This window comes from Streptomyces sp. NPDC003027, from assembly GCF_053591435.1.
Genome location: NZ_JBSFTU010000011.1, coordinates 85312 through 106098 on the forward strand (window position 1 = coordinate 85312; position 20787 = coordinate 106098).

Sequence of the window (20787 nt, forward strand, 5' to 3'; positions counted from 1 at the left end):
GAGCCGTCGGCCTTGTGGATACGGGCCTTCCGGCGCGCGGGCGGGGGTCGGCGGCGGCCGTCCCGTTGCGAGGACCGCCGGGCGGCTCCCGGACGAGGCGACCGCGGCGATGCGGCCGTTATTCGCGTGTGCCGGGGAGCGGACGATGTCTAGCATCGCCGTGTGCCTTCCCATGTGATCCATGTACCGGAGGAACTCGCCGAGTCCCAGGCGCGGTTCAACGGCGACGCGGGGCGCGCGTTCGTCGCCGCGCTGCCCGGCCGGGCCGCGCGCTTTCTGGACCGTTGGGGGCTGCGGCCGGCCGGACCGTCGATGTACGGCGTGGCGTCGCTGGTCCTGCCGGTGACGCGGACGGCCGACGGTGTGCGGGCCGCGCTGAAGATGCAGCTCCTGGACGAGGAGAGCGCGGGGGAGGCGGTGGCGCTGCGGGCGTGGGGAGGCGCCGGGGCCGTACGTCTCCTCGACGACGATCCGGAGACGGGGACGCTGCTTCTGGAGCGGCTGGACGAGAGCCGGCATCTGTCGACGGTGGAGGACACGCGGGAGGTGACGCGGATCCTGGCGGACGTGCTCGCCCGGCTCGTGGCGGTGCCCGCGCCGGAGGGCGTGCGCCGGCTCGGTGACATCGCCGCGCGGATGCTGGCGGACGTACCGGGGGCGGCGGCGCGGCTCGGGGCGGAGGACGCGCGGCTGCTGCGGGACTGCGCGGCGGCGGTAGGGGAGGTCATGGGTGAGCCCGGCGACCGACTGCTCCACTGGGACCTGCACAGCGACAACATCCTGGCGGCCGACCGGGAGCCGTGGCTGGCGATCGACCCGAAGCCGCTGGCCGGCGACCCGGGGTTCGATCTGCTGCCCGCGCTGACGAGCGCCTTCGATCCGGATCCGGCGGAGACGCTGTGGCGTTTCGACCTGATGACGGAGGTCCTGGGGCTCGACCGGGGGCGGGCGGCGGCCTGGACGCTGGGACGGGTGCTGCAGAACGGGCTGTGGGACGTGGAGGACGGGGAGCCGGAGCTGGACGAGGAACAGGTGTCCATCGCCCGGACGCTCTTGGCGCGCACGCGCTGACCGGTGCAGGCTGAGCGCATGATTCGTACTGCCACTCCTGCCGATGTCCCCGTCATCCACGCGATGGTCCGTGAGCTCGCCGAGTACGAGAAGGCGCTCGACGAGGCGCGCGCGAGCGAGGACCAGCTGCGCGAGGCGCTGTTCGGCGAGCGCCCCGCGGCGTTCGCCCACATCGCGGAGACGGACGAGGGCGAGGTGGCGGGCTTCGCGCTGTGGTTCCTGAACTTCTCGACGTGGCGCGGGGTGCACGGGATCTATCTGGAGGACCTGTATGTGCGGCCGTCGCTGCGGGGCGGCGGGTACGGGAAGGCGCTGCTGCGGGAGCTGGCGCGGATCTGTGTGGAGCGTGGGTACGAGCGCCTGGAGTGGTCGGTCCTGGACTGGAACACCCCGTCGATCAACTTCTACAAGTCGCTGGGCGCGAAGCCGCAGGACGAGTGGACGGTGTACCGGCTGACGGACGAGGCTCTCGACAGGCTGGGGGCGGGCGCGTAGGGCGTCTTGGGGTTCTTACGGGGCCACCACCACGTCTGTCTGTTCATGCTTGTGACTGCCGCCAGTTGCAAGAGCCCCTTCTTGATCGTCTTCTTCGCTGTGATGGCGCTTGTGACGGCATTTCTCGGTGCCCGTAAGACCTGGCGGCCGACGACGCCGAGCTGAGATCGTAACGATCCGTAAGCACCGCAGAGCGAACGCGGCAGTTGTGCCGCGCGCCGAGGGCCGCCCGGGCCTGTTGGAAGCCGGCGCTCACTCGGTGGAAGGTACCTGGCGGTCGAACTGGTCGTACGGGACCGCGTGGTGCCATGCCGCGTCGCGGACCTGGCAGGCGCGCAGGACCTCCACGGGATCCGTGACGAGTTCGACGCCGGTCATGTCGTCGCCCTCGTCGAAGTGAAGCCGTGCGATGACGCGCGAGTCGAACAGCCAGAAGTCCTCGTCGGGGAGCTTCAGCCGTTCGGCGTCGCTCCGCCACAGGTTGCGGATGTCCTCTCCCACGGCGCTGTTGCGCCGGGCGTTGTCCAGGAGGTACCGCTGTCCGAGGGTCGGCGGGTTGTCCACGATGCGTACGCGCTCGAACCGCTTGCCGAGGGCGGACTGCTCGCGCCGGGACGCGCACCACGGGTCATCCAGGTCCCATCCGGCATCCTCGCCCCGGGCGAACCGGATGTACGTCTCCGTCTCCTCGTCCGACGCGTACCGGCGGCGGGTCTCCAGCCGCCAGGCGGTGTGCTCGAAGGTGCGGAACATCCCGCCGAACTCTTCGAAGCTGATCATCGTCGGCACCCGGTCCACATCCCTCGGGGCGAAGTCGGCCAGGAGCACACGGGGCACCATCACGAACCCCTCGCCGGGCTTTACGTTGCGGAGCTGAGCCACGTCTTCGGGGTCGGTCACAGCGTCTCCCTGGACCAGGACCTCCCCCGTGTCCAGGTCTTCGTAGAGCGTCGGACAGCCGTCGTTGCCGGAGTTGGTGCCGATGAAGCGAAGTCGCCTTGCCAACGTCGTTCCCCTTTCGCCCGGATGACCCGGTCGGGCCGCGTCCAGGATGGAGCCGCCGATGACGTTCTGTCCGCCGTGATTCTTGAATATTCGCGATTCGCCGGGGGCCGACCTGCGGCGACTGGCCCAGTGCTCCAGATCGCTGGCTGCGGACAGGTGGGCAAGCAACTGCTTTACCAAACAGTGGAGTTGGCGAACGCCTCCGGATAACCTCGATCCATGCACCTCACACATCCGGGCGCATAGGGGGGCCCGGCCCCGGCGTGGACAAAGGGGGTCCCGCCGGGGCCGGTCTCTCTACTCCTGCGAGGCGGTGGCCCCCTACCGCCTTGGCGGTGAGTCGTCGGCTCGCCGTACGCCCGGATAAGGAGGTTGCAAGATGGCCGCGAAGGATAAGGAGTCATGGATCAAGGAACTGGCCTCGCGGTTCGCGGTCGCACTCGCAGTTAAGGCACTGTGGGCCGTGATCATGAGGCTGGCCCTCCGCGACGACGCCTGAGCAGAGCTGTCCGGCTGACCCTCGGAACCCCTTGCCGAGGGTCAGTTGTCTTCGTCGGCGGTCGCCAAAGGGGTCAGGCGGCTCTCCGTCACGTGCCCGGGAGAGCGTTTCGCCAGGTCATCGGTCGGAGGAGAGGCCCGTCGATAGCGCGATGCGCCTACGGGATCAGGACCACCTTGCCGACCGTGCCGCGCGTCTCCAGGGCCCGGTGGGCGGCGGGCGCCTCGGCGAGGGGGAAGGGGTGGACGGCCGGGCGGAGGTGGCCCGCCGTGGCGGCGGCGAGGGAGGCGAGTTCGAGGTCGCGGATGTCACCGCCGGCCTTCTGGAGCATGACCGGGCCGAGGACGCTCTCGGAGGTGATGCCCCGGGTGGTGAGCTCCTCCTCGGTGAAGGTGAGGGGTCCGCCGTCGTGGAGGCCGCCGCCGGACCAGCCGAAGACCAGGTGTTGGCCGCCCTTGCCGAGGAGGTCGACGGCGGCGCGGCCGGTGTCTCCTCCGACGGAGTCGAAGACGACGGTGGCCGTACGGGTCTCCCCGGAGGGAGTCCGGGGGAGGGTGCCGAGGAAGGCGCGCACCTCGTCGGGCCAGTGGGGGAGCGTGTAGTCGACGGCCAGGTCCGCGCCGTTGCCCCGGACGAGGGCGACCTTCTCGGGGCCGCCCGCGAGTCCGATGACGGTGGCGCCGGCGTTCTTCGCGTACTGGACGAGGAGCGTGCCGATGCCCCCGGCGGCCGCTGGGACGACGGCGACCGAGTCGGGACCGAGCTCGGTGAACTGGAGGATGCCGAGGGTGGTGCGGCCGGTGCCGATCATGGCGACGGCTTCGGCGTCACCGAGGGTGTCGGGGAGTTCGTGGAGCCTGGCGGCGTCGACGACGGCGAGTTCGGCGTAGCCTCCGGGGGCGAGGCCGAGGTGGGCGACGACCCGCTTGCCGAGCCAGGCCGGGTCGGTGCCCTCGCCGAGCGCGTCCACGGTGCCGGCGACCTCGCGGCCGGGGATCGTGGGGAGTTCGGCGGGGGCGGGGAACGGTCCGGTCTGCCCCATGCGAAGGGCCGTGTCGAGGAGGTGGACGCCGGCCGCGGTGACGGCGACACGCACCTGGCCGGGGCCCGGGACGGGGTCGGGGACCTCCTCGTACGTCAGGTTCTCGGCGGGGCCGAAGGCGTGGAGGCGGATGGCGTGCATGGCGGGCTCCCCGGGTCGCGTGACCGTTCGGCGGCTGATCGTTTCGGCGCGGTGATCGTTCGGTGAGCCCAGCTTTCAACCTCAAGCGCGCTTGAGGTCAAGGCGGTTGGCGCGCAGGGCCAGCGACACGGCTTCGACGGCGCTGGTGAAGGAGACCTCCGAGAGCACGCCGGGCGCCGCGACCTGGTCGCCGACGAGGTAGACGCCGTCGCCGCGGTCGATCGCGGGGCGGTCGCGCCAGGTGGTGCCGGGCCGGTCGACCGCCCCCGTACGGCCGTGGGAGACGGCTTCGCGGCGCCAGACCGTACGGTCGCGCCAGCCGGGGAACCCGAGGTCGAGCAGGCGTTCCGCGTGGGCGACGCCGTCGGCCTTGGGCCGGCCCGGGCCGATGGGCAGTTGGGCCTGGATCAGCTCTTCGCCGGCCGGGGCGAGGGACGGGTCCTGCGCGGTGAAGCGTTCGATCCAGCCGGGGGCGTCCAGGTCGGAGATGACGAACGGGTCTCCCGGGCGGCGGCGCAGCGCCAGGTCGAGGAGGACCGTGCGGCCGCTCTCCCACGTCAGGCCGGGATCGCCCAGGAGGCGGGCGGCCGCGGCGAGGGAGGTGGCGACGATGACCGGACCGTCGGCGAGCGGCAGCGCGTCGAGGCGGGACGAGGTCTCGATCCGTACGCCGAGGTCCCAGGCCCGGGCGGCCATCCGGTCGATCAGCTCTCCCCAGCCGCCGCGGATGTAGCGGGCCTCGGGAGGCAGTGCGGCGGCCCGGTGGAGCCGTTCCTGGACGAAGCGCGCGGAGAGCGAGCTGGGGTCGTGGTGGAAGAGGGCGACCCCGGCGTACGCGGCGGCGTCGCGGGCGGCCCGGTGGCCGGAGGCCCGGGTGGCCCAGGTGCGGAAGTCGAGGTCGACGGGGGCCTGTTCGGCCGTACGGAGGGTGTGGCGCAGGAAGCCGAGGGGCGGGGTGCGGCGCAGGGTGCCGTCGCGGTGGAAGCGGAACCGGACGGCCTCCAGCGGCGGGAGAGGCGCGAGTGGTCCGAGGAGTCCGCGCTGCCGGAGCCAGCTCCAGTGGGGGCCGCCGTTGTAGAGGGCGTGGGGGCCCTCGTTGGTGCGGTACGGCCCTTCGGCGGTGCGGGCGCGGCCGCCGAGGGTTTCGTGGGCCTCATGGAGGGTGACCTTGGTCCCCGCCTCGGCGGCGGTGAGGGCCGCGGTGAGTCCGGCGAATCCGCCGCCGACGACGGTGATGTGCTGCCTGTTCCGCTGCATGTGACGCTCCCTGGGTCGGTCTCACGGAGGGGACGGACGCGGGGGTGCGGGGCGTGACATCGGGGCGTTGTCAGTGGCGCACGTCACTATGGGGGGCATGGCGACACGGAGCGGCAAGAAGGCGGTGGCCGCCGTGCGGCGGCTGACGGCGGCGCGGGTGCTGGACTGTGTGCTGAGCGGGATACGGGGGGCGGGATACGGGGGTGGGGACGGATCTGGCGGGGCGTCGCTGCGCGATGGGGAGATCCTGGACGCGCGGCTCGGGGGGACGCGGCTGCGCGGGGCGGTCCTGGAGAGGGTCGTGGTGCGCGGCGGGAAGACACTCCGTGGCCCCGCGCGGGTGTCAGGGGACGCGGGGGAAGCGGGCCTGGAGATCCCAGATCGCGGGGTTGTCGCCGAGACCCTCGTGCATGTCGGTGAGGTCGGCGATCAGGTCGTGCAGGAAGTCGCGGGCCTCGCGGCGCAGCTCGCGGTGGTTGAAGGTGAGCGGCGGTTCGTCGCCGGGCATCCAGTCGGCCTCGACGTCCACCCAGCCGAAGCGGCGCTCGAAGAGCATGCGGTCGGAGGACTCGGTGAAGTCGAGCTCGGCGTACTGGGGGCGCGCGGACCGGTTGCCGCGCGGGTCGCGGTCGAGCTGCTCGACGATGTCGCACAGCGCCCAGGCGAAGTCGAGCACCGGCACCCATCCCCAGGCTGTGGACAGCTCGCGGTCGGCCTTGGGGTCGGCGAGGTAGACGTCCCCGCAGAAGAGGTCGTGGCGCAGGGCGTGGACGTCCGCGCGGCGGTAGTCGGTCTGCGGGGGGTCGGGGAAGCGACGGGAGAGGGAGTAGCCGATGTCGAGCACGGGTCGATGGTCCCACGCCGGGGGAGACGACGGGCCGGCCGTGGCGGGGACCGGCGCGCGGGGCGGGCGCGCGTACGGGGCCGGTGCCGTCAGGGGTCCGTTTGCGGGGCCGGGCCCCAGGTCCGGGTGCCGGGTTCGGGTGCCGGGTTCCCTCTGCCGTCAGGCGCCCGCGCGCGTCCCGGTACGGGCGCGGCTCGCCGTCCGGGGCCGGGCCGTTCGGGCTTGGACGGTGCGGGCGAGGCGGGGGCCCAGCCAGCGCTTGAGGCGGCGCAGCCCTTCCAGCTGGTCGGCCGCCTTGTCGATCCGGTAGTAGAGCTGGGGCGGGACGTACGGGAGCAGGGGAGAGTGCCGCTGGCCGAGCAGCGCGAACATCCGGGCCGGCTCCAGGCGCATGTAGCGGGGGAGGTTCTCGTACCACCGGGCGCTGTAGCGCGCCGCGCTCTGGGCCGGCAGGAGCTCCGCGCGCCGCCGCCGGCCGTAACGGCTCAGCGCCTCGTCGAGGTCCCGGCCGGCCCCCGCCCCGGCCCCCGCCCCCGGGGCCCCGCGCAGGGCGTCCGCGAGGGCGAGGGCGTCCTCCAGGGCCAGGGTGGTGCCCGCGCCGATGGAGTAGTGGGTGGTGTGGGCGGCGTCGCCGAGCAGGACCACGTTGCCCCGGTGCCAGGTGCGGTTGGTCAGGGTGCGGAAGTGCAGCCACCGCGCGGCGTCGTCGCCCTGCGACCGGCCGATCAGCGGATGACCGTCGAGGAGGTCGTGGAAGAGCTTCTCCAGCAGGTTCAGGCTTTCGGCCTCGCCTCGCGTGCCGAGGCCGAGACCGGCCCATGTCTCCGGGGAGCATTCGACGACACACGTGGACCGCTCGCCGCTGAAACCGTAGGCGTAGCACCAGATCCAGCCGTGCTCGGTCTCCTTGAAGGCGAAGCTGAAGGAGTCGAAGACCTTGGTGGTGCCGAGCCAGATGTACGGATTGCGGCCGGTGGTCACCGCGGCGCCGAAGTGGTCGCCGTGGGCCTCGCGCAGCACGCTGTTGACCCCGTCGGCGGCGACGACCAGGTCGGCGCCGGCGAGTTCCGGGGCGTCCTCGCCGGGGATGGCGTGCTCGAACTCGAGCCGTACGCCCAGGGCTTCGGCCCGTTCGGCGAGGAGGGTGAGCATGCGGCGGCGGCCGATGCCGAAGCCCTCGTCGCCGCGGTGGACCGTGCGTTCGTCGCGGACGATGGCGACGCCGTCGGTCCAGCGCACGGACGCCTCGCCGATGGCGTCGGCGGACTCAGGGTCGCCGGCCCGGAGCTTGTCGAGGAGCCCGGCCCAGTAGGTGACGCCCCAGCCGTAGGTGGAGCCGGCCGGGTTGCGTTCGTAGACCGTGATGTCGTGGGACGGGTCCTGCCGCTTCATCAGGATCGAGAAGTACAGGCCGGCGGGCCCACCGCCGACGCAGGCGATCTTCACGCACGCTCCCGCTATCTCACGCTTTGTGATGGAATGGTTGCGAAGCGTAGCAGTCAGGGGCGGCTCAGGGCAGGAGGCGCTGTTCCTTGGCCACGGCCACGGCGCCCGCCCTCGTGTCGACGCCCAGCTTGGCGTAGATCCGGCCGAGATGGGTCTTCACGGTCGCCTCGCTGATGAAGAGCGCGCGGGCGATCTCGCGGTTCCCCAGGCCGTGGGCGAGCTGGCCGAGGATGTCCCGTTCGCGGTCCGTGAGCGTGGGCCCGGCCGCGCCGCGCATCCGGTCCATGACGCGGCTTGCGACGGGCGGGGACAGGGTGGTGCGGCCCTGGGCGGCGGAGTGGATCGCGGCGAACAGTTCCTCGGGCCGTTCGGCCTTCAGGAGGTAGCCGGTGGCGCCCGCCTCGATGGCGCGGGTGATGTCGGCGTCCGTGTCATACGTGGTGAGGACCAGGACGTGGACGCCCGTCCCCGACGCCGCGATCCGGCGGGTCGCCTCGATCCCGTCGATGCCGGGCCCGAGCTGAAGGTCCATCAGGACGACGTCCGGGGCCAGCTTCGCGGCCATCGCGACCGCCTCCTCGCCGCTGCCGGCCTCGCCGACGACCTCGATGCCGGGCGCGCTGCCGAGCAGGGCGAGCAGCCCGGCGCGTACGACCGCGTGGTCGTCGCACAGCAGGATCCGTACCGCCGTCATGAGGTCTCCGCAGGGGGCGTGAGGGGGATCGCGACCGAGAGCACCGTGCCCTCGCCGGGTGTGGATTCGATGGTGAGCGTGCCGCCGAGCTGCTGGGCACGCACCCGCATGGCGGGCAGGCCGTGGCCGCGTACCCCGGGCTCACGGGACGGCGGGGGTTCGAAGCCGCGGCCGTCGTCGGCGATGTCGAGGACGACCTGGTCGTCGAGGTAGGTCAGGGTCAGCGCCGCGGAGGTGGCGGCGGCGTGCTCGCGGACGTTGGCGAGGGCGCCCTGCGCGATGCGCAGCAGCGCCGACTGCACCCGGTCGGGCAGCGGCACCGGCGCCCCGTCGACCCGGAACGCGGCGGACTCGCGGCCCGCGAGGGTGCGCAGCGCCGCCTCGAGGCCGCCGCCCTCGGCGAGGTCGGCGGGGGCGAGATCGTGGACGAAGCGGCGGGCCTCGGCGAGGTTGCGTTCGGCGATGGACTCGGCGGTACGGACATGGCGGCGGGCGGTCTCCGGGTCGCTGTCCCAGGTGCGGTCCGCGGCCTGGAGCAGCATTTGCTGGCTGGACAGCCCCTGGGCGAGGGTGTCGTGGATCTCCATCGAGAGCCGCTGGCGCTCGGCGAGAGTGCCCTCGCGGCGCTCGATCGCGGCCAGTTCGCGGCGGGTCCGGAGCAGGTCGTCGATCAGCGCCCGCTGCCGGTCGGCCTGGCGCTGAGCGTGCACGAAGACGGCGGTGGCGATGGCGGCGACGGCCGGCGGGGCGATGATCAGGTTCGGGTCCCAGCCGCCGTGCGAGAGCTGGACCTGGGCGGCCACGACGAAGACGGTCAGCAGCGCGACCAGGACGAGGGCGGCGCGCGGCGGGAGCGTGCGCAGACCGGTGTAGAAGAGCGGGACCGCGCACCAGGCGAAGCTCGGCGCGAGGACGACGAGGAGCATCCAGACGGCGACGACGGTGAAGAGCCAGCCGAGCCGGCGCGGGGTGGCGCGGGTGCCGAGCACGGGGCCGAGGACGTAGAGGGAGGCGAGGGCGCCGGAGAGGGCGACGATCCACGGGCCGCGGTCCTCCCACGGGTGCCGCAGCAGGAAGCGGACCAGGGACGCGCCGAGGAGGAGGAAGAAGGCGACGTGCATGACCCGCGCCAGCCAGCGGGCGTCCGGGTCCTGCTCCATCACACGCCTTTCCGTACGGGTTCTGACGGTCCTGACCTGGGTGTACGCCTCCATGGTGGCCCTGGGGGACCACGGGGGCATCAACCGATCGGCTGACCCGCGTGTCGTCCGTACCGCGCCGCGGAGGCAGCCGCTCCGTCGACCGTGGGGGCCCGGATCCGGCCGGAGGATCGATGGCAGAGCGACGCACTCAGTCATGACGCACCATCCCGCAGCCATCCCAGGGAGTTCACCGTGAAGAAGATGCTCATCGGCGCCACCGCGGCCGCCGCCCTCGCCGCAGGCACCTTCGGCGCCGTCTCCGCGAACGCCTCCGCTCCGGCCGCCGCCCCCGCCGCCGCCGTCAAGGCCGACGCCGCGAACCGGAACCTCCAGCAGACCACACACCTGACGATCGAGGCCGCGACCAAGGCCGCGCAGGCCACCCTGGACGCCGCCGAGGCCGAGAACCAGCGCGTGACGGTCGCCGTCGTGGACCGCAACGGCAACACCATCGTGACCCTCCGCGGTGACGGCGCCGGCCCGCAGTCCTACGAGTCCGCCGAGCGCAAGGCGTTCACCGCGGTCTCCTGGAACGCCCCGACCTCCGTCCTCGCCGGGCGCCTGGCCCAGGCCCCGAACCTGAAGGACATCCCCGGCACCCTGTTCCTCGGCGGCGGCGTCCCCGTCACGGCCAAGGGCGCCCCGATCGCCGGCATCGGCGTGGCGGGCGCGCCCAGCGGCGACTTGGACGAGAAGTTCGCCCGCGCCGGCGCGGAGGCGCTCGACAAGTAGCAGCCCCCCGCACCCCCGGGTGGCGCTCGACAAGTAGCAGCCCCCCCGCCCCCCGGCGGCGCCCGGACCCCGGCCGGGCGCCGCCGGATTCGTACCCCCGCCTAAGATCGTTCCGTGGAGAGACGTACCCGAGCCGCCCTGGCAGCCGCCGCGACGCTGCTGCTTCTCGTCGGCTCCGCCGGCTGTACCGGTGACACGGGCGGGCCGGTGGACGGCGCCCCCGGCGCCGCGGGGCTGCGCGACCCGTACTTCCCCAAGCTCGGCAACGGCGGTTACGACGTCCGGCACTACGCCCTCACGCTGGACTACGACCCCGCCGACGGCCGCCTCGACGCCACCGCCGAGATCACCTCCCGCGCCACCCAGGACCTGAGCGCCTTCAACCTCGATCTCGCCGGTCTCACCGTCGGCCGCGCCACCGTCGACGGCGCCCCGGCCGCCGTCAACCGGGCGGGCGGCGAACTGACGCTGCGGCCCCGCGAGGAGATCGGCAAGGGGAAGGTCTTCCGGACCACCATCACGTACTCCGGCGTACCGCGGAAGATCACCGACGCCGACGGGGCGGGCGAGGGCTGGCTGCGGACGAAGGACGGAGCGCTCGCGCTCGGCGAACCGGTCGGCTCGATGGCCTGGTTCCCCGGCAACCACCATCCGTCCGACAAGGCGACGTACGACATCACCCTCACCGTCCCGGCGGGGCTGCGGGCCGTCTCCAACGGCACCCTGCGCAGCGAGCGGACGGCCGGCGGCCGGACCACCGCCGTCTGGCACAGCGCCGAGCCGATGGCGAGCTACCTCGCGACGGTCGCGATCGGCCGGTACGAGACGAGAACCGCCACGACCCCCTCCGGCGTCGCCGTGCACACCGCCGTCGACCCGACCGTCGCCGCCGACAGCTCCGCGCTGCTCGGCCGCATCCCCGAGATCCTGGAGTGGCAGCAGGAGAACTTCGGGCCCTATCCCTTCACCTCCACCGGCGCGATCGTCGAAGCGGCCGGCGACGTCGGCTACGCCCTGGAGACCCAGACCCGGCCCGTCTTCCCGCAGGACGCCTTCGATGCCCCGACCCTCGTCCACGAGCTCGCGCACCAGTGGTACGGCAACTCCGTCTCGCCCGCGACCTGGCGGGACATGTGGCTCAACGAGAGCTTCGCGACCTACGCGGAGTGGCTGTACGCCGAGGACTTCGAGGACACCCCGGCCCAGCGCGGCTTCGAGAAGGCCTTCGCCGACGAGGCCAACTGGGCCTTCCCGCCCGCCGAACCGCCGACGGCGGAGAACCTGTTCGACCCGCCGGTGTACCAGCGCGGCGCGATGGTGCTGCACAAGATCCGCCAGGCGGTCGGCGACGACACGTTCTACGAGATCCTGGCGGGCTGGCCCGCGAAGCACCGTCACGGCAACGCCTCCACGGAGGACTTCACCGCCTATGTGGAGGACGTGGCGGGCGAGGACCTCGACGAGGTGTGGGACGTGTGGCTGTACGGGGACGGGAAGCCGGAGCGGCCTCAGTAGCCCCGGGGATCCTGGGGCGTCAGAGGGCTCGTGCGGCCCCGGGGTCGTCAGAGTCCTGTGAGCGGCTCCGGGGCCGTCAGAGGCTCTTGCGCAGGACCAGGCTCGGGCGGCCGTGTTCCAGGTCCGGGCGGCGGTCGGTCTCGGCGTAGCCGAGGGAGGTCCAGAAGGCGAGGCCCCGGGGGTTGTTCTCCAGGACCGCGAGCTTGACGCCCGTACGGCCCTCGGCGCGGAAACGTCCCTCGACCGTGCCAGCGAGGGCGCGGCCGTGGCCCGACCGGTGGGCGCGCGCGTCGACCATCAGCAGGCCGATCCAGGGGTCGGGGTCGGTGGGGTCGGGGTGGTGGTCGAGGGTGACCGCGATGCCGATCAGCCGGCCCTCGGAGCGGGCGAGGAGCACCTCGGAGCCGGGGCGGGCGAGTTCATCGGCGAGGGCGGCGGCGACCTGTTCGGGGAGGATGCCGTCGGGGTCCGGGAAGTCGCCGGTGACCGCGTGGAAGTCGCGGTTGGAGGCGTAGAGCTCGGTCAGCTCGGTGAGGAGCGGGCCGGGCAGGGCGTGGTCGGCGGAGGCGTAGGGCTCGACGATCATGCGGAAACGGTAAGGCCCCGGCCGGAGCCGGGGCCTTGGCGTACGGCGGGCGTACGGCGCGTGTCCGTCAGAGGTTGACGCCGAAGTCGCGGGCGATGCCCTCCAGGCCGGAGGCGTAGCCCTGGCCGACCGCGCGGAACTTCCACTCCGCGCCGTTGCGGTACAGCTCGCCGAAGACCATGGCGGTCTCGACGGCGGCGTCCTCGGAGAGGTCGTAGCGGGCCAGCTCGGTGCCGCCGGCCTGGTTGATGATGCGGATGTAGGCGTTGCGCACCTGGCCGAAGTTCTGCGAGCGGTTGACCGCGTCGTAGATGGAGACCGGGAAGACGATCTTGTCGACGTTCGGCGGCAGAGCGGCGAGGTTGACGTTGATCTGCTCGTCGTCGCCGCCGCCCTCGCCGGTGCGGTTGTCACCGGTGTGGACGATGGTCTGGTCCGGGGTGGACTTGTTGTTGAAGAAGACGAAGTGCGCGTCGGAGGCGACCTTGCCGGCCGCGTCGACGCCGATCGCCGAGGCGTCGAGGTCGAAGTCGGTGCCGGTGGTCGTACGGACGTCCCAGCCGAGGCCCACGGTGACGGCGGTCAGGCCCGGAGCCTCCTTGGTCAGGGAGACGTTGCCGCCCTTGGACAGGCTTACAGCCATGGGAAGTCCCTTTCGTCATGATGTCGTCGACTGTCGTCGTCACACGGGATAACGCGGAGGGGGCCTTACCGGTTCCCGTCCGGTCCGGGCGGTGGGCTTCCGCCGGGAGACCGGCCGCGAAAAGTGGGTGACGGGCGAGGCCCGTTCCGGGGAACATGGACGGCATGTCCGGTCCGTATGTCATCCGTGGCTCCGTCTCGCTTCCCGAGGCCGAGCTGATGTGGCGTTTCTCCAGGTCGTCGGGGCCGGGCGGGCAGCACGTCAACACGAGCGACTCCCAGGTGGAGCTCCGCTTCGACCTGGCGCGCACGGAGGCGCTGCCCGAGGTCTGGAAGGCGCGGGCGCTCGAACGGCTGGCGTCGCGGCTGGTGGGCGGGGTGCTGACCGTACGGGCGTCGGAGCACCGCTCGCAGTGGCGCAACCGCGAGACGGCGGCGGTCCGCCTCGCCGCGCTGCTCGCCGAGGCCACGGCCCCGCCGCCGAAGCCGCGCCGGGCGACGAAGATCCCCCGGGGCATCAACGAGCGCCGGCTGCGCGTGAAGAAGCAGCGCGCCGAGACGAAGCGCGGCCGCCAGGGCCGCGACTGGGGCTGACGGGAGCCTTCGGACGCTCCCCGGTGAGGACCCCCGGCGCGCTCCCGGCAAGGACCCCCGGCGCGTGGGCGCGTCAGGCCAGGTGGCGGTACTTCCCCTTGAAGTAGGTCAGCGGGGCGCCGTCGGACGAGGGGAAGGCGGCCGTCAGGACGCGGGCGATGACCAGGGTGTGGTCGCCGGCCACGACGCGGTTCTCCGTACGGCACTCCAGCGTCGCCAGCGCGCCGCCGATCAGGGGCGCACCGCTCTCCTCGCCGCGTGTGTACGGCACGTCCTCGAAGAGGAGGCGGTCGCTCACCCGGCCCTTCATCGCGAAGCGGCCCGCGACATGGCGCTGGCTCTCGGAGAGGACCGAGACCGCCCAGACGGGGACCTCGGCGAGCAGGTCGTCCATCCGGGAGCCGTTGCGGAGGCTGACCAGGACCAGGGGCGGGTCGAGGGACACCGACATGAACGCGGTCGCCGTCATCCCGACGTCCTCACCGCGTGGGCCGTCGTCCGGGTCGTGCGCCGTCACCAGCACCACGCCCGCCGCCAGCCGGGACATCGCCGCCCGGAACTCGTCGTTGCTCACCCCCTCAGCATGAGGGATGGCCGGGGGAGGCGAGGTCAGGGTCTTCTGCAGCACACCTCGCACGCTAGTCGCGGCCCGGCCCGCCCCGCATCGGGCCCCGGGACCAGAACGGACCCCCCGCCGGTCCTAGGACCCGCCGGACCGCCCGCCGGTCCCAGGCGGGTCCTGACCCGCCGGACCGCCCGGCGCTCAGGAACCGGCCGGATCGGCCCTGTCCGACCCGTTTGCGTTCAAGAAAGAACGGGAGCGCTTTCCACCCCACCCGCCAACCCTTCAGACCCTATTGTGACTTGAGTCACAGAGCCCAGTATTTGTTGACCCTGTGTACCGGGTGCACAGCTCGCTGTGATTCAGTGGCGGAGACAGTGCAGCAAGAGAGCCGATGAGAACCCTGGAGTTGCTGTCGAGGTCTCGGGGAGAGCGAGCGATGGAGACCGAGTCGGAGCCGTACGTCCGCCTTGCGACCCTGCGGCAACTGCATCAGGTCGTGGCCGACCTCAATACAGCGCGCAGTCTGGCGGACACCCTTCAGACCGTCGCCGACGGCATCGTCGCCGGTCTCAACTATGAGCTGGCCTGCGTCAACCTCGTCCGCCCCGACGGAGACCTCGTCGTCGCCGCCTTCGCCGGCAGCGCCGCCGCCGAAGCCCTGATCACCGGCCGCGTCGGCTCCCGCGAATCCTGGGAACGCCGCCTCTCCATGGGCGTCGCCTGGGGTGACCTGCGGTTCATCCCGCACACCGAGGGCTGGGTCCTCATCGAGGACGACGTGCCGCAGTGGCACACCGAAGGCCCGGCCCCCCGCTTCGAGGACGAGTGGCACCCCCACGACCGCCTCTACGCCCCCATGTACTCCCCCGGCGTTCGCTCCGCCCACCCGGGAGGCCCCCCGGGCTCCGGCCGCGAGCTCCTCGGAGTGATCTCCGTCGACCGGCCCCGCAACGGCCGCCACCCCGGCCCCTGGGGCCGGGAAGCGCTCCAGATGTACGCCTCCCAGTCGGCGATTGCGATCAGTAACGCGCGCCTGCGAGCAAACATGCAGCGTGCCCTCGTCCGCCTCGAACGCGAGCAGCAGGCCCTGCGCGCCAGTGAGGAGTCGTTCCGGCAGGCCTTCGAGTACGCCCCCTCCGGCATGGCCATCGCCGAGATGGGCGGCGACCAGCACGGCCGGCTCCTGCGCACCAACGACGCCCTCTGCCGCCTCCTCGGCCGGCCGGCCTCCGTCATGCGCCGCTACTCCTTCGCCGACCTGGTCCACCCCGAGGACATAGGGACCCTGCTGCGCACCTCCGCCGAAGGGGGCCGCGCCGAGCTGCGCCTCGGCCGCCGCGACGGCACCTATGTCTGGGTCTCGCTGCGCAACTCCGTCGTCGCCGACACCGCCGACGGCCCCCGCTTCCTCCTCACCCACGTCGAGGACATCGAGGAGCGCAAACGCCACGAGCTCCAGCTCGCCCACCGCGCCTCCCACGACGCCCTCACCGGCCTGCCCAACAGCGCCGAACTGCGCTCCCGGCTCAGCGCCCGGATCTGCGAACGCCCGCACGCCGCCCGCGCGGGCGAGGCGGGGGACCCCGACGCCGGTTACGACTCCCCGTACGGCCACGAGCACGGCTTCGGCTTCGACCCGGCACCCGGCGCTGCCACCGGAGGCCCGTACGACCATCACGTCCACGCCGTCGCCCCGCCGGGTGGTGAGGTCGACGACGGGACGAAGGGGCTCGCCGTCCTCTTCTGCGACCTCGACGGCTTCAAGTCGATCAACGACCGCTTCGGGCACCACACCGGGGACGCCGTTCTCATCGAGGTCGCCCGCCGGCTCACCACCGGCGTACGCGACGGAGACACCGTCGCCCGGCTCGGGGGTGACGAATTCGTCGTCCTCGCCGACGGCCTCGGTGCCGCCGACGCCGCTGACCTGGCCGTTCGGCTGCGGAACGCCATCATTCCGCCGATCCGGGTCGACGGGCGGGCGGTCAGGGTCGGGGCGAGCTTCGGCATCGGCTGGGCCGAGTGCGGCATGAGCGTCGAAGAGGTCCTGAACTCCGCCGACCAGCGGATGTACATCGAGAAGCGCTCTCGCGCCAAGGTCCACCGGCGCGCCGGATAGCCCTTCTCTTCACCCGTCGGTCACTTCCCGGTCGATCACCGGCCGGTCAAGGAACGGATCGAAGCGTTCCTCGTTCGAGGTAGGCTCGGCCGGTCGGCGACGGCTGGCGAGCATGGATAGGAGTGACCAGGGATGGCTGCCGGTAACGACGGCGCGAACACGCCCGAGGACGACGATCCGTTCGGCTACCTGTACGCGGACGGCCAGGCGGCAGGCGCACAGCCGCCCCAGGGCGGTGGCTACGGCTACCCCGGCCCGGCCGCGCAGCCCGGCGTCCCCAGAACCTCGTACAACCAGGTCAGGACGGTCGGCGAGCGGCAGTACGGCGCACCCGCCCAGGCCCATGTGCCGCAGCAGCAGCACTACGGCGGCCAGCAGCAGTACGGCCGGCCGAACCCGCAGTACGCGGCGCCCGAGACCTACCCGGGCGGCGACCGGACCCGCCAGCCCCCGATGCCGCCCCAGCGCGGCCGCGGCCCCAACACCAAGGGTCTGCTGATCGGCGCGATCGCGGTCGTCGCGGTCGTCGTGATCGGGATCACGGCCGCCGTCCTCAACAACACGGGCGACAAGAACGGCGACGGCTCCGACGCGGGCGGCACGCCGACCGGCGGCTCCGAGCAGGTCCAGGAGAGCCCGAGCACCCAGCCCTCCGCCGATGAGACCCCGCCCGAGCTGCCCCAGCAGGACGCGGCCACGCTCAAGCTGGGCGGTTCGGCGCTGCTCGCCAAGGACATCAAGGGCGCGGAGGGCGCGGACGGCGCCTATGTCACCGGGTTCAACGCCATCGGGTCGTCGGTGACCTGGCAGACCGAGGTGCCCGCAGCCGGCAAGTACAAGATGTCGGTGCGGTACGCGATCCCGGCCAAGGACGCCAACGCCACGGTGACCGTCAACGGCAAGGCGAACACCAATCCGATGAACCTGAAGAACTTCATCGGATCCTCGGACCCCAACCTCGAGAAGAACTGGCAGACCACGTGGTCGCAGGTGTCGCTCGAGAAGGGGCAGAACACGATCATGCTCTCCTGCGAGCAGGGGAACCAGTGCGACGTGATCTTCGACTGGGTGAAGATCAGCGACGACCTCTGAGTCCCGGCTGGGTTCTCAGGCCGCCTCGGCCTGCTCCTCCACCGTCACCCGGGACAGCAGCTCCTCGTACGCCGACCGCTCGAACTCGCCCGCCACGGGGGAGAGCACCGTCGCGGCCGACAGGGCGACCGCGCGGGCCAGGCGGTCCGGCCACGGCAGCCCGTCGACCAGGCCGGAGAGCAGGCCCGCGACGGCCGAGTCGCCGGCGCCGGTCGGGTTGCCCCGCACCGGGGCCGGGGGAGCCGCGCACCACACACCGTCCGGGGTGGCGGCCAGCATGCCCTCCGGACCGAGCGAGGAGACCACCGCGCGGGCTCCGCGCCGTCGGGCGTCCTGGGTGGCCCGGCGCGGTTCGCGGGAGCCGGTGAGCTGGGCGAGCTCGTCGGCGTTCGGCTTCACCAGGTCGGGACGGGCGGCGATACCGCGCCGCAGCGGCTCGCCGCTGGTGTCGAGCAGGACCGGGACCCCGGCGCCCCGGGCGAGTCTGACCAGCTCGGCGTACGCGCCGACATGGATGCCGGGCGGCAGGCTGCCGCACAGGGCCACCGCCTCGGCGCCCCGCAGCAGTGCGGCGTACCGGCCGGTGAGGGCCGCCCACTCGGCCGGGCCGATGGTGGGGCCGGGTTCGTTGAGCTGGGTGGTGTCGCCGCTCGCCGCGTCGACCACCGCGACGGTACGACGGGTGGGGCCGGCGGTCGCGACCAGCGCGTCGGTCAGGGGCAGCTCCGCGAGACGGGCCCGCAGGACCTCGCCGGTCGGGCCGCCCGCGAACCCGGTCACGACCGTGTCGTGGCCGAGGGCGGCCAGGACGCGGGCGACGTTGAGGCCCTTGCCGCCGGGGCGCTCGATCACCTGGGTGACGCGGTGGGAGGCGTGCGGGACGAGGGCCGGCACCCGGTAGGTGAGATCCAGTGCCGTGTTGAGGGTGACCGTGAGAATCACCTGCCGTACCCCCGTACCCCGTAGAAGCTCGTAGAACGCGCCCCGATCATGCCAAACGGAAGGCGGTTGGCCCAGACCCCCGGTCGACCGCCTCGCGTTCCGGCCGGGCCGGATCAGGCCGGTCGCGGCTCGACCACCCAGGCGCCCTTGCGCATCACGCCCTTGAGGTCGAACTTCTCGTCGAGGACCACCAGGTCGGCGTCCTTGCCGGGCTCCAGCGAGCCGACCCTGTCGTCGATGCCGAGCAGGCGGGCCGGGTTGGCGGAGACGGCCCGGACGACGGACTCGACCGGCAGCCGGTCGACGGTCACGGCGCGCTTGAACGCCCGGTCCAGGGTGAGGGTGGAGCCCGCGATGGAGCCGCCCTCGACGAGCCGCGCCACGCTGTCCTTCACCTCGACCTCCAGCGTGCCGAGCATGTAGCGGCCGTCGCCGAAGCCGGCGGCGTCCATCGCGTCCGTGATGAAGGCGACCCGGTCCGGGCCGGCGTGGTGGAACGCCAGCTCCAGGGCGGCCGGGTGCAGATGCGTCCCGTCGTTGATCAGCTCGACCGTGATCCGCTCGTCCTCCAGGAGCGCGGCGATCGGCCCGGGCGTGCGGTGGCCGAGGGCGGGCATCGCGTTGTAGAGGTGCGTGGCGACGGTGGCGCCCGCGTCGATGGCCTCGACGGTCTGCTCGTACGTCGCGTCGGTGTGGCCGATCGCGGCGATCACGCCGTGTTCGGCGAGCAGGCGCACGGAGTCGACGCCGCCGGGCAGCTCGGTGGCGAGCGTCACCATCTTGGCCTGGCCCCGGCCCGCGTCGATCAGCTTGCGGACCTCGGCCGGGTCGGGGTCGCGCAGCAGCGTCTCGTCGTGCGCGCCCTTGCGGCACGGGGAGATGAACGGCCCCTCGAAGTGGAGGCCGGCGATCTCGCCCTGCTCGGCCAGCTCGGACAGGAGGCCCGCGCGCCGGCCGAGGAAGTCCATGTCGCCGGTGACGAAGGACGCCACGGTGGTGGTGGTGCCGTGCAGGCGGTGGGTGTGGACGCCCTTGAGGACCTCGTCGACCGTGCCGGAGGTGAAGGAGGCGCCGCCGCCGCCGTGGTTGTGCGTGTCGACGAAGCCGGGGACGACCCAGTGGCCGGTCAGGTCGAGGGCGGGGGCTCCCTCGCGGCTCTCGGAGGCGCCTCCGCCGCCGATGCGGCCACCCTCGACGATCACGCGTCCGTTCTCGACGATTCCGGTCGGCAGCACGACGCGCGCGCCGGCGAGAACTGTGCGATCGGCCATCAGGCGGATACCTCCGAGTCGGACTCGTTGCGGGTGCTGCTGTCGGGGAGGGAGAGAAGGTCCCAGGCGAGAAGGCCCGCGCCCAGGCATCCGGCGGTGTCCCCCAGGGCCGCCGGGACGATGGCGGGCAGCTTCTGGAAGGTCACTCGCTCCTCCACCGCGGCCCGCAGGGGTGTGAACAAGGTTTCCCCGGCCTCGGCGAGACCGCCACCGATGATGAGCGTGCGGGGGTCCAGCAGGGTGAGCGCGGTGACCAGGCCGTCGGCGAGGGCGTCGACGGCCTCCTGCCAGATCCGTACGGCGGTGGGATCGCCGGACTCGACCGCTTTGGCGCAGTCGGCGGCGTCCGCGTCGGGGTCGCCGGAGGCGGCGGCCCAGGCGAGGGAGACCGCGGAGGCGGAGGCGTACCGCTCCAGGCAGCCGCGCTGGCCGCAGCCGCACTCGGTGCCGCCGGGGCGGACGACGATGTGGCCGATCTCGCCGGCGTAGCCGTGGGCACCGGCCTCGATGGCGCCGCCGATGCCGATGGCGCCGGCGATGCCGGTGCCGAGCGGCACGAAGAGGAAGCGGTCGGCGCCGTTGCCGGCTCCGATGCGGCCCTCGGCGAGGCCGCCGGTGCGGACGTCGTGGCCGAGGGCGACGGGGACTCCGTCGAGGCGTTCGCTGAGCAGGGCGCGCATCGGGACGTCGCGCCAGCCGAGGTTGGCGGCGTAGACGGCGATGCCGTTCTCGGCGTCGACGATGCCGGGGACGGCGACGCCGGCGGCCGCGGCGGGCCGCCCGTACCGCTCCAGGCCGTGGGCGCGCAGTTCGGCGGCGAAACCGAGGATGGTCTCGACGACGGCCTCGGGGCCGCGCTCCCGTCCGGTGGCGCGGCGCGCCTCGTGGAGCAGGGTGCCGTCCGCCCCGACGAGGGCGGCCTTCATGCCGGTGCCGCCCACATCGAGGGCGATGACGTGTCTCACGGGGGACAGTGTCGCCTGCGGACCGCAGAAAGGTCTAGTCCACTGGGCGGGATTGTTGTGCGGGCATA

The 20787-nt window shown here is 72.8% G+C and carries 20 protein-coding genes; 7 read left to right on the forward strand and 13 right to left on the reverse strand.

Annotation, left to right across the window (positions count from 1 at the left end; genetic code table 11):
• The first annotated feature begins 162 nt into the window (after window positions 1–162).
• Together ACWDX6_RS11300 and ACWDX6_RS11305 are read left to right on the forward strand one after the other, a co-directional pair.
• A complete protein-coding gene (locus tag ACWDX6_RS11300; protein ID WP_451484681.1) occupies window positions 163–1071 on the forward strand; it encodes an aminoglycoside phosphotransferase family protein in 909 nt (302 codons plus the stop codon).
• 18 nt (window positions 1072–1089) lie between these two features.
• Window positions 1090–1566 carry an N-acetyltransferase family protein gene (locus ACWDX6_RS11305; protein WP_451484682.1) on the forward strand — a complete coding sequence of 159 codons (477 nt, stop codon included), beginning with the start codon at window positions 1090–1092 and terminating at the stop codon, window positions 1564–1566.
• Between the two features lie 252 nt (window positions 1567–1818).
• On the opposite strand, the gene ACWDX6_RS11310 is transcribed toward ACWDX6_RS11305, so the two are convergent.
• The 7 genes from ACWDX6_RS11310 to ACWDX6_RS11340 form a co-directional block, all read right to left on the reverse strand.
• Window positions 1819–2571 (reverse strand): DUF6879 family protein, encoded by a 753-nt coding sequence (locus ACWDX6_RS11310; RefSeq protein ID WP_451484683.1) that lies wholly within the window; start codon window positions 2569–2571, stop codon window positions 1819–1821.
• Between the two features lie 656 nt (window positions 2572–3227).
• Complete coding sequence (locus ACWDX6_RS11315) at window positions 3228–4253, reverse strand: zinc-binding dehydrogenase (protein WP_451484684.1); 1026 nt, start codon at window positions 4251–4253, stop codon at window positions 3228–3230.
• Window positions 4254–4334: 81 nt separating this feature from the next.
• Entirely contained in the window at window positions 4335–5510 is a 1176-nt protein-coding gene (locus tag ACWDX6_RS11320; RefSeq protein WP_451484685.1) for an NAD(P)-binding protein, read from the reverse strand.
• Between the two features lie 343 nt (window positions 5511–5853).
• Window positions 5854–6354, reverse strand: coding sequence for a hypothetical protein (locus tag ACWDX6_RS11325; protein ID WP_451484686.1), 501 nt, complete (start codon window positions 6352–6354; stop codon window positions 5854–5856).
• 159 nt (window positions 6355–6513) lie between these two features.
• A complete protein-coding gene (locus ACWDX6_RS11330; RefSeq protein WP_451484687.1) occupies window positions 6514–7800 on the reverse strand; it encodes an FAD-dependent monooxygenase in 1287 nt (428 codons plus the stop codon).
• 64 nt (window positions 7801–7864) lie between these two features.
• On the reverse strand, window positions 7865–8494 hold the full coding sequence (locus ACWDX6_RS11335) for a response regulator (protein WP_451484688.1): 630 nt from the start codon (window positions 8492–8494) through the stop codon (window positions 7865–7867).
• Window positions 8491–9654, reverse strand: a complete 1164-nt coding sequence (locus tag ACWDX6_RS11340) for a sensor histidine kinase (protein WP_451484737.1) — start codon at window positions 9652–9654, stop codon at window positions 8491–8493. The genes ACWDX6_RS11335 and ACWDX6_RS11340 overlap by 4 nt, the downstream gene beginning before the upstream one ends.
• 243 nt (window positions 9655–9897) lie before the next feature.
• Here ACWDX6_RS11340 and ACWDX6_RS11345 point away from each other — a divergent pair, with 243 nt between their 5' ends.
• Window positions 9898–10428: a GlcG/HbpS family heme-binding protein gene (locus tag ACWDX6_RS11345; RefSeq protein ID WP_451484738.1), complete on the forward strand. Its 531-nt coding sequence runs from the start codon at window positions 9898–9900 to the stop codon at window positions 10426–10428.
• A 114-nt stretch (window positions 10429–10542) separates the two neighbouring features.
• Window positions 10543–11943 carry a M1 family metallopeptidase gene (locus tag ACWDX6_RS11350; RefSeq protein ID WP_451484689.1) on the forward strand — a complete coding sequence of 467 codons (1401 nt, stop codon included), beginning with the start codon at window positions 10543–10545 and terminating at the stop codon, window positions 11941–11943.
• Window positions 11944–12019: 76 nt separating this feature from the next.
• Here ACWDX6_RS11350 and ACWDX6_RS11355 read toward each other — a convergent pair whose 3' ends face one another.
• On the reverse strand, window positions 12020–12529 hold the full coding sequence (locus ACWDX6_RS11355; RefSeq protein WP_451484690.1) for a GNAT family N-acetyltransferase: 510 nt from the start codon (window positions 12527–12529) through the stop codon (window positions 12020–12022).
• A 67-nt stretch (window positions 12530–12596) separates the two neighbouring features.
• The gene (locus ACWDX6_RS11360) at window positions 12597–13172 is read right to left on the reverse strand and encodes a TerD family protein (protein WP_356891921.1); all 576 of its coding nucleotides are present in this window, start codon (window positions 13170–13172) and stop codon (window positions 12597–12599) included.
• 155 nt (window positions 13173–13327) lie between these two features.
• Here ACWDX6_RS11360 and arfB point away from each other — a divergent pair, with 155 nt between their 5' ends.
• Entirely contained in the window at window positions 13328–13765 is a 438-nt protein-coding gene (gene arfB, locus ACWDX6_RS11365) for an alternative ribosome rescue aminoacyl-tRNA hydrolase ArfB (RefSeq protein WP_451484691.1), read from the forward strand.
• 73 nt (window positions 13766–13838) lie between these two features.
• Here the strand turns inward: arfB and ACWDX6_RS11370 are convergent, their stop codons facing one another.
• Window positions 13839–14393, reverse strand: a complete 555-nt coding sequence (locus ACWDX6_RS11370) for a flavin reductase family protein (protein WP_451484692.1) — start codon at window positions 14391–14393, stop codon at window positions 13839–13841.
• A gap of 373 nt (window positions 14394–14766) precedes the next feature.
• On the opposite strand from ACWDX6_RS11370, the gene cdgB reads away from it, so the two are divergent.
• Both cdgB and ACWDX6_RS11380 read left to right on the forward strand, forming a co-directional pair.
• Window positions 14767–16449 (forward strand): diguanylate cyclase CdgB, encoded by a 1683-nt coding sequence (gene cdgB / locus ACWDX6_RS11375; protein ID WP_451484693.1) that lies wholly within the window; start codon window positions 14767–14769, stop codon window positions 16447–16449.
• A gap of 132 nt (window positions 16450–16581) precedes the next feature.
• Window positions 16582–17541 (forward strand): CBM35 domain-containing protein, encoded by a 960-nt coding sequence (locus ACWDX6_RS11380; RefSeq protein WP_451484694.1) that lies wholly within the window; start codon window positions 16582–16584, stop codon window positions 17539–17541.
• Window positions 17542–17556: 15 nt separating this feature from the next.
• Here ACWDX6_RS11380 and ACWDX6_RS11385 read toward each other — a convergent pair whose 3' ends face one another.
• From ACWDX6_RS11385 to ACWDX6_RS11395, 3 genes are all read right to left on the reverse strand, one after another.
• Complete coding sequence (locus ACWDX6_RS11385) at window positions 17557–18483, reverse strand: 1-phosphofructokinase family hexose kinase (RefSeq protein WP_451484695.1); 927 nt, start codon at window positions 18481–18483, stop codon at window positions 17557–17559.
• A 113-nt stretch (window positions 18484–18596) separates the two neighbouring features.
• On the reverse strand, window positions 18597–19754 hold the full coding sequence (nagA, locus tag ACWDX6_RS11390; RefSeq protein ID WP_451484696.1) for an N-acetylglucosamine-6-phosphate deacetylase: 1158 nt from the start codon (window positions 19752–19754) through the stop codon (window positions 18597–18599).
• Window positions 19754–20719: an ROK family protein gene (locus ACWDX6_RS11395; RefSeq protein WP_451484697.1), complete on the reverse strand. Its 966-nt coding sequence runs from the start codon at window positions 20717–20719 to the stop codon at window positions 19754–19756. Before ACWDX6_RS11395 ends, nagA begins: the two co-directional genes overlap by 1 nt.
• Window positions 20720–20787 lie beyond the last annotated feature (68 nt).

What these genes read in the sequence shown, in the direction of transcription:
- cdgB (WP_451484693.1), top strand. Translation starts at nt 14,767, where the DNA reads ATGGAGACCGAGTCGGAGCCGTACGTCCGCCTTGCGACCCTGCGGCAA.
- ACWDX6_RS11335 (WP_451484688.1), bottom strand. Translation starts at nt 8,494, where the DNA reads ATGACGGCGGTACGGATCCTGCTGTGCGACGACCACGCGGTCGTACGC.
- ACWDX6_RS11355 (WP_451484690.1), bottom strand. Translation starts at nt 12,529, where the DNA reads ATGATCGTCGAGCCCTACGCCTCCGCCGACCACGCCCTGCCCGGCCCG.
- nagA (WP_451484696.1), bottom strand. Translation starts at nt 19,754, where the DNA reads ATGGCCGATCGCACAGTTCTCGCCGGCGCGCGCGTCGTGCTGCCGACC.
- ACWDX6_RS11340 (WP_451484737.1), bottom strand. Translation starts at nt 9,654, where the DNA reads ATGGAGCAGGACCCGGACGCCCGCTGGCTGGCGCGGGTCATGCACGTC.
- ACWDX6_RS11345 (WP_451484738.1), top strand. Translation starts at nt 9,898, where the DNA reads ATGCTCATCGGCGCCACCGCGGCCGCCGCCCTCGCCGCAGGCACCTTC.
- ACWDX6_RS11320 (WP_451484685.1), bottom strand. Translation starts at nt 5,510, where the DNA reads ATGCAGCGGAACAGGCAGCACATCACCGTCGTCGGCGGCGGATTCGCC.
- arfB (WP_451484691.1), top strand. Translation starts at nt 13,328, where the DNA reads ATGGACGGCATGTCCGGTCCGTATGTCATCCGTGGCTCCGTCTCGCTT.
- ACWDX6_RS11360 (WP_356891921.1), bottom strand. Translation starts at nt 13,172, where the DNA reads ATGGCTGTAAGCCTGTCCAAGGGCGGCAACGTCTCCCTGACCAAGGAG.
- ACWDX6_RS11305 (WP_451484682.1), top strand. Translation starts at nt 1,090, where the DNA reads ATGATTCGTACTGCCACTCCTGCCGATGTCCCCGTCATCCACGCGATG.
- ACWDX6_RS11380 (WP_451484694.1), top strand. Translation starts at nt 16,582, where the DNA reads ATGGCTGCCGGTAACGACGGCGCGAACACGCCCGAGGACGACGATCCG.
- ACWDX6_RS11315 (WP_451484684.1), bottom strand. Translation starts at nt 4,253, where the DNA reads ATGCACGCCATCCGCCTCCACGCCTTCGGCCCCGCCGAGAACCTGACG.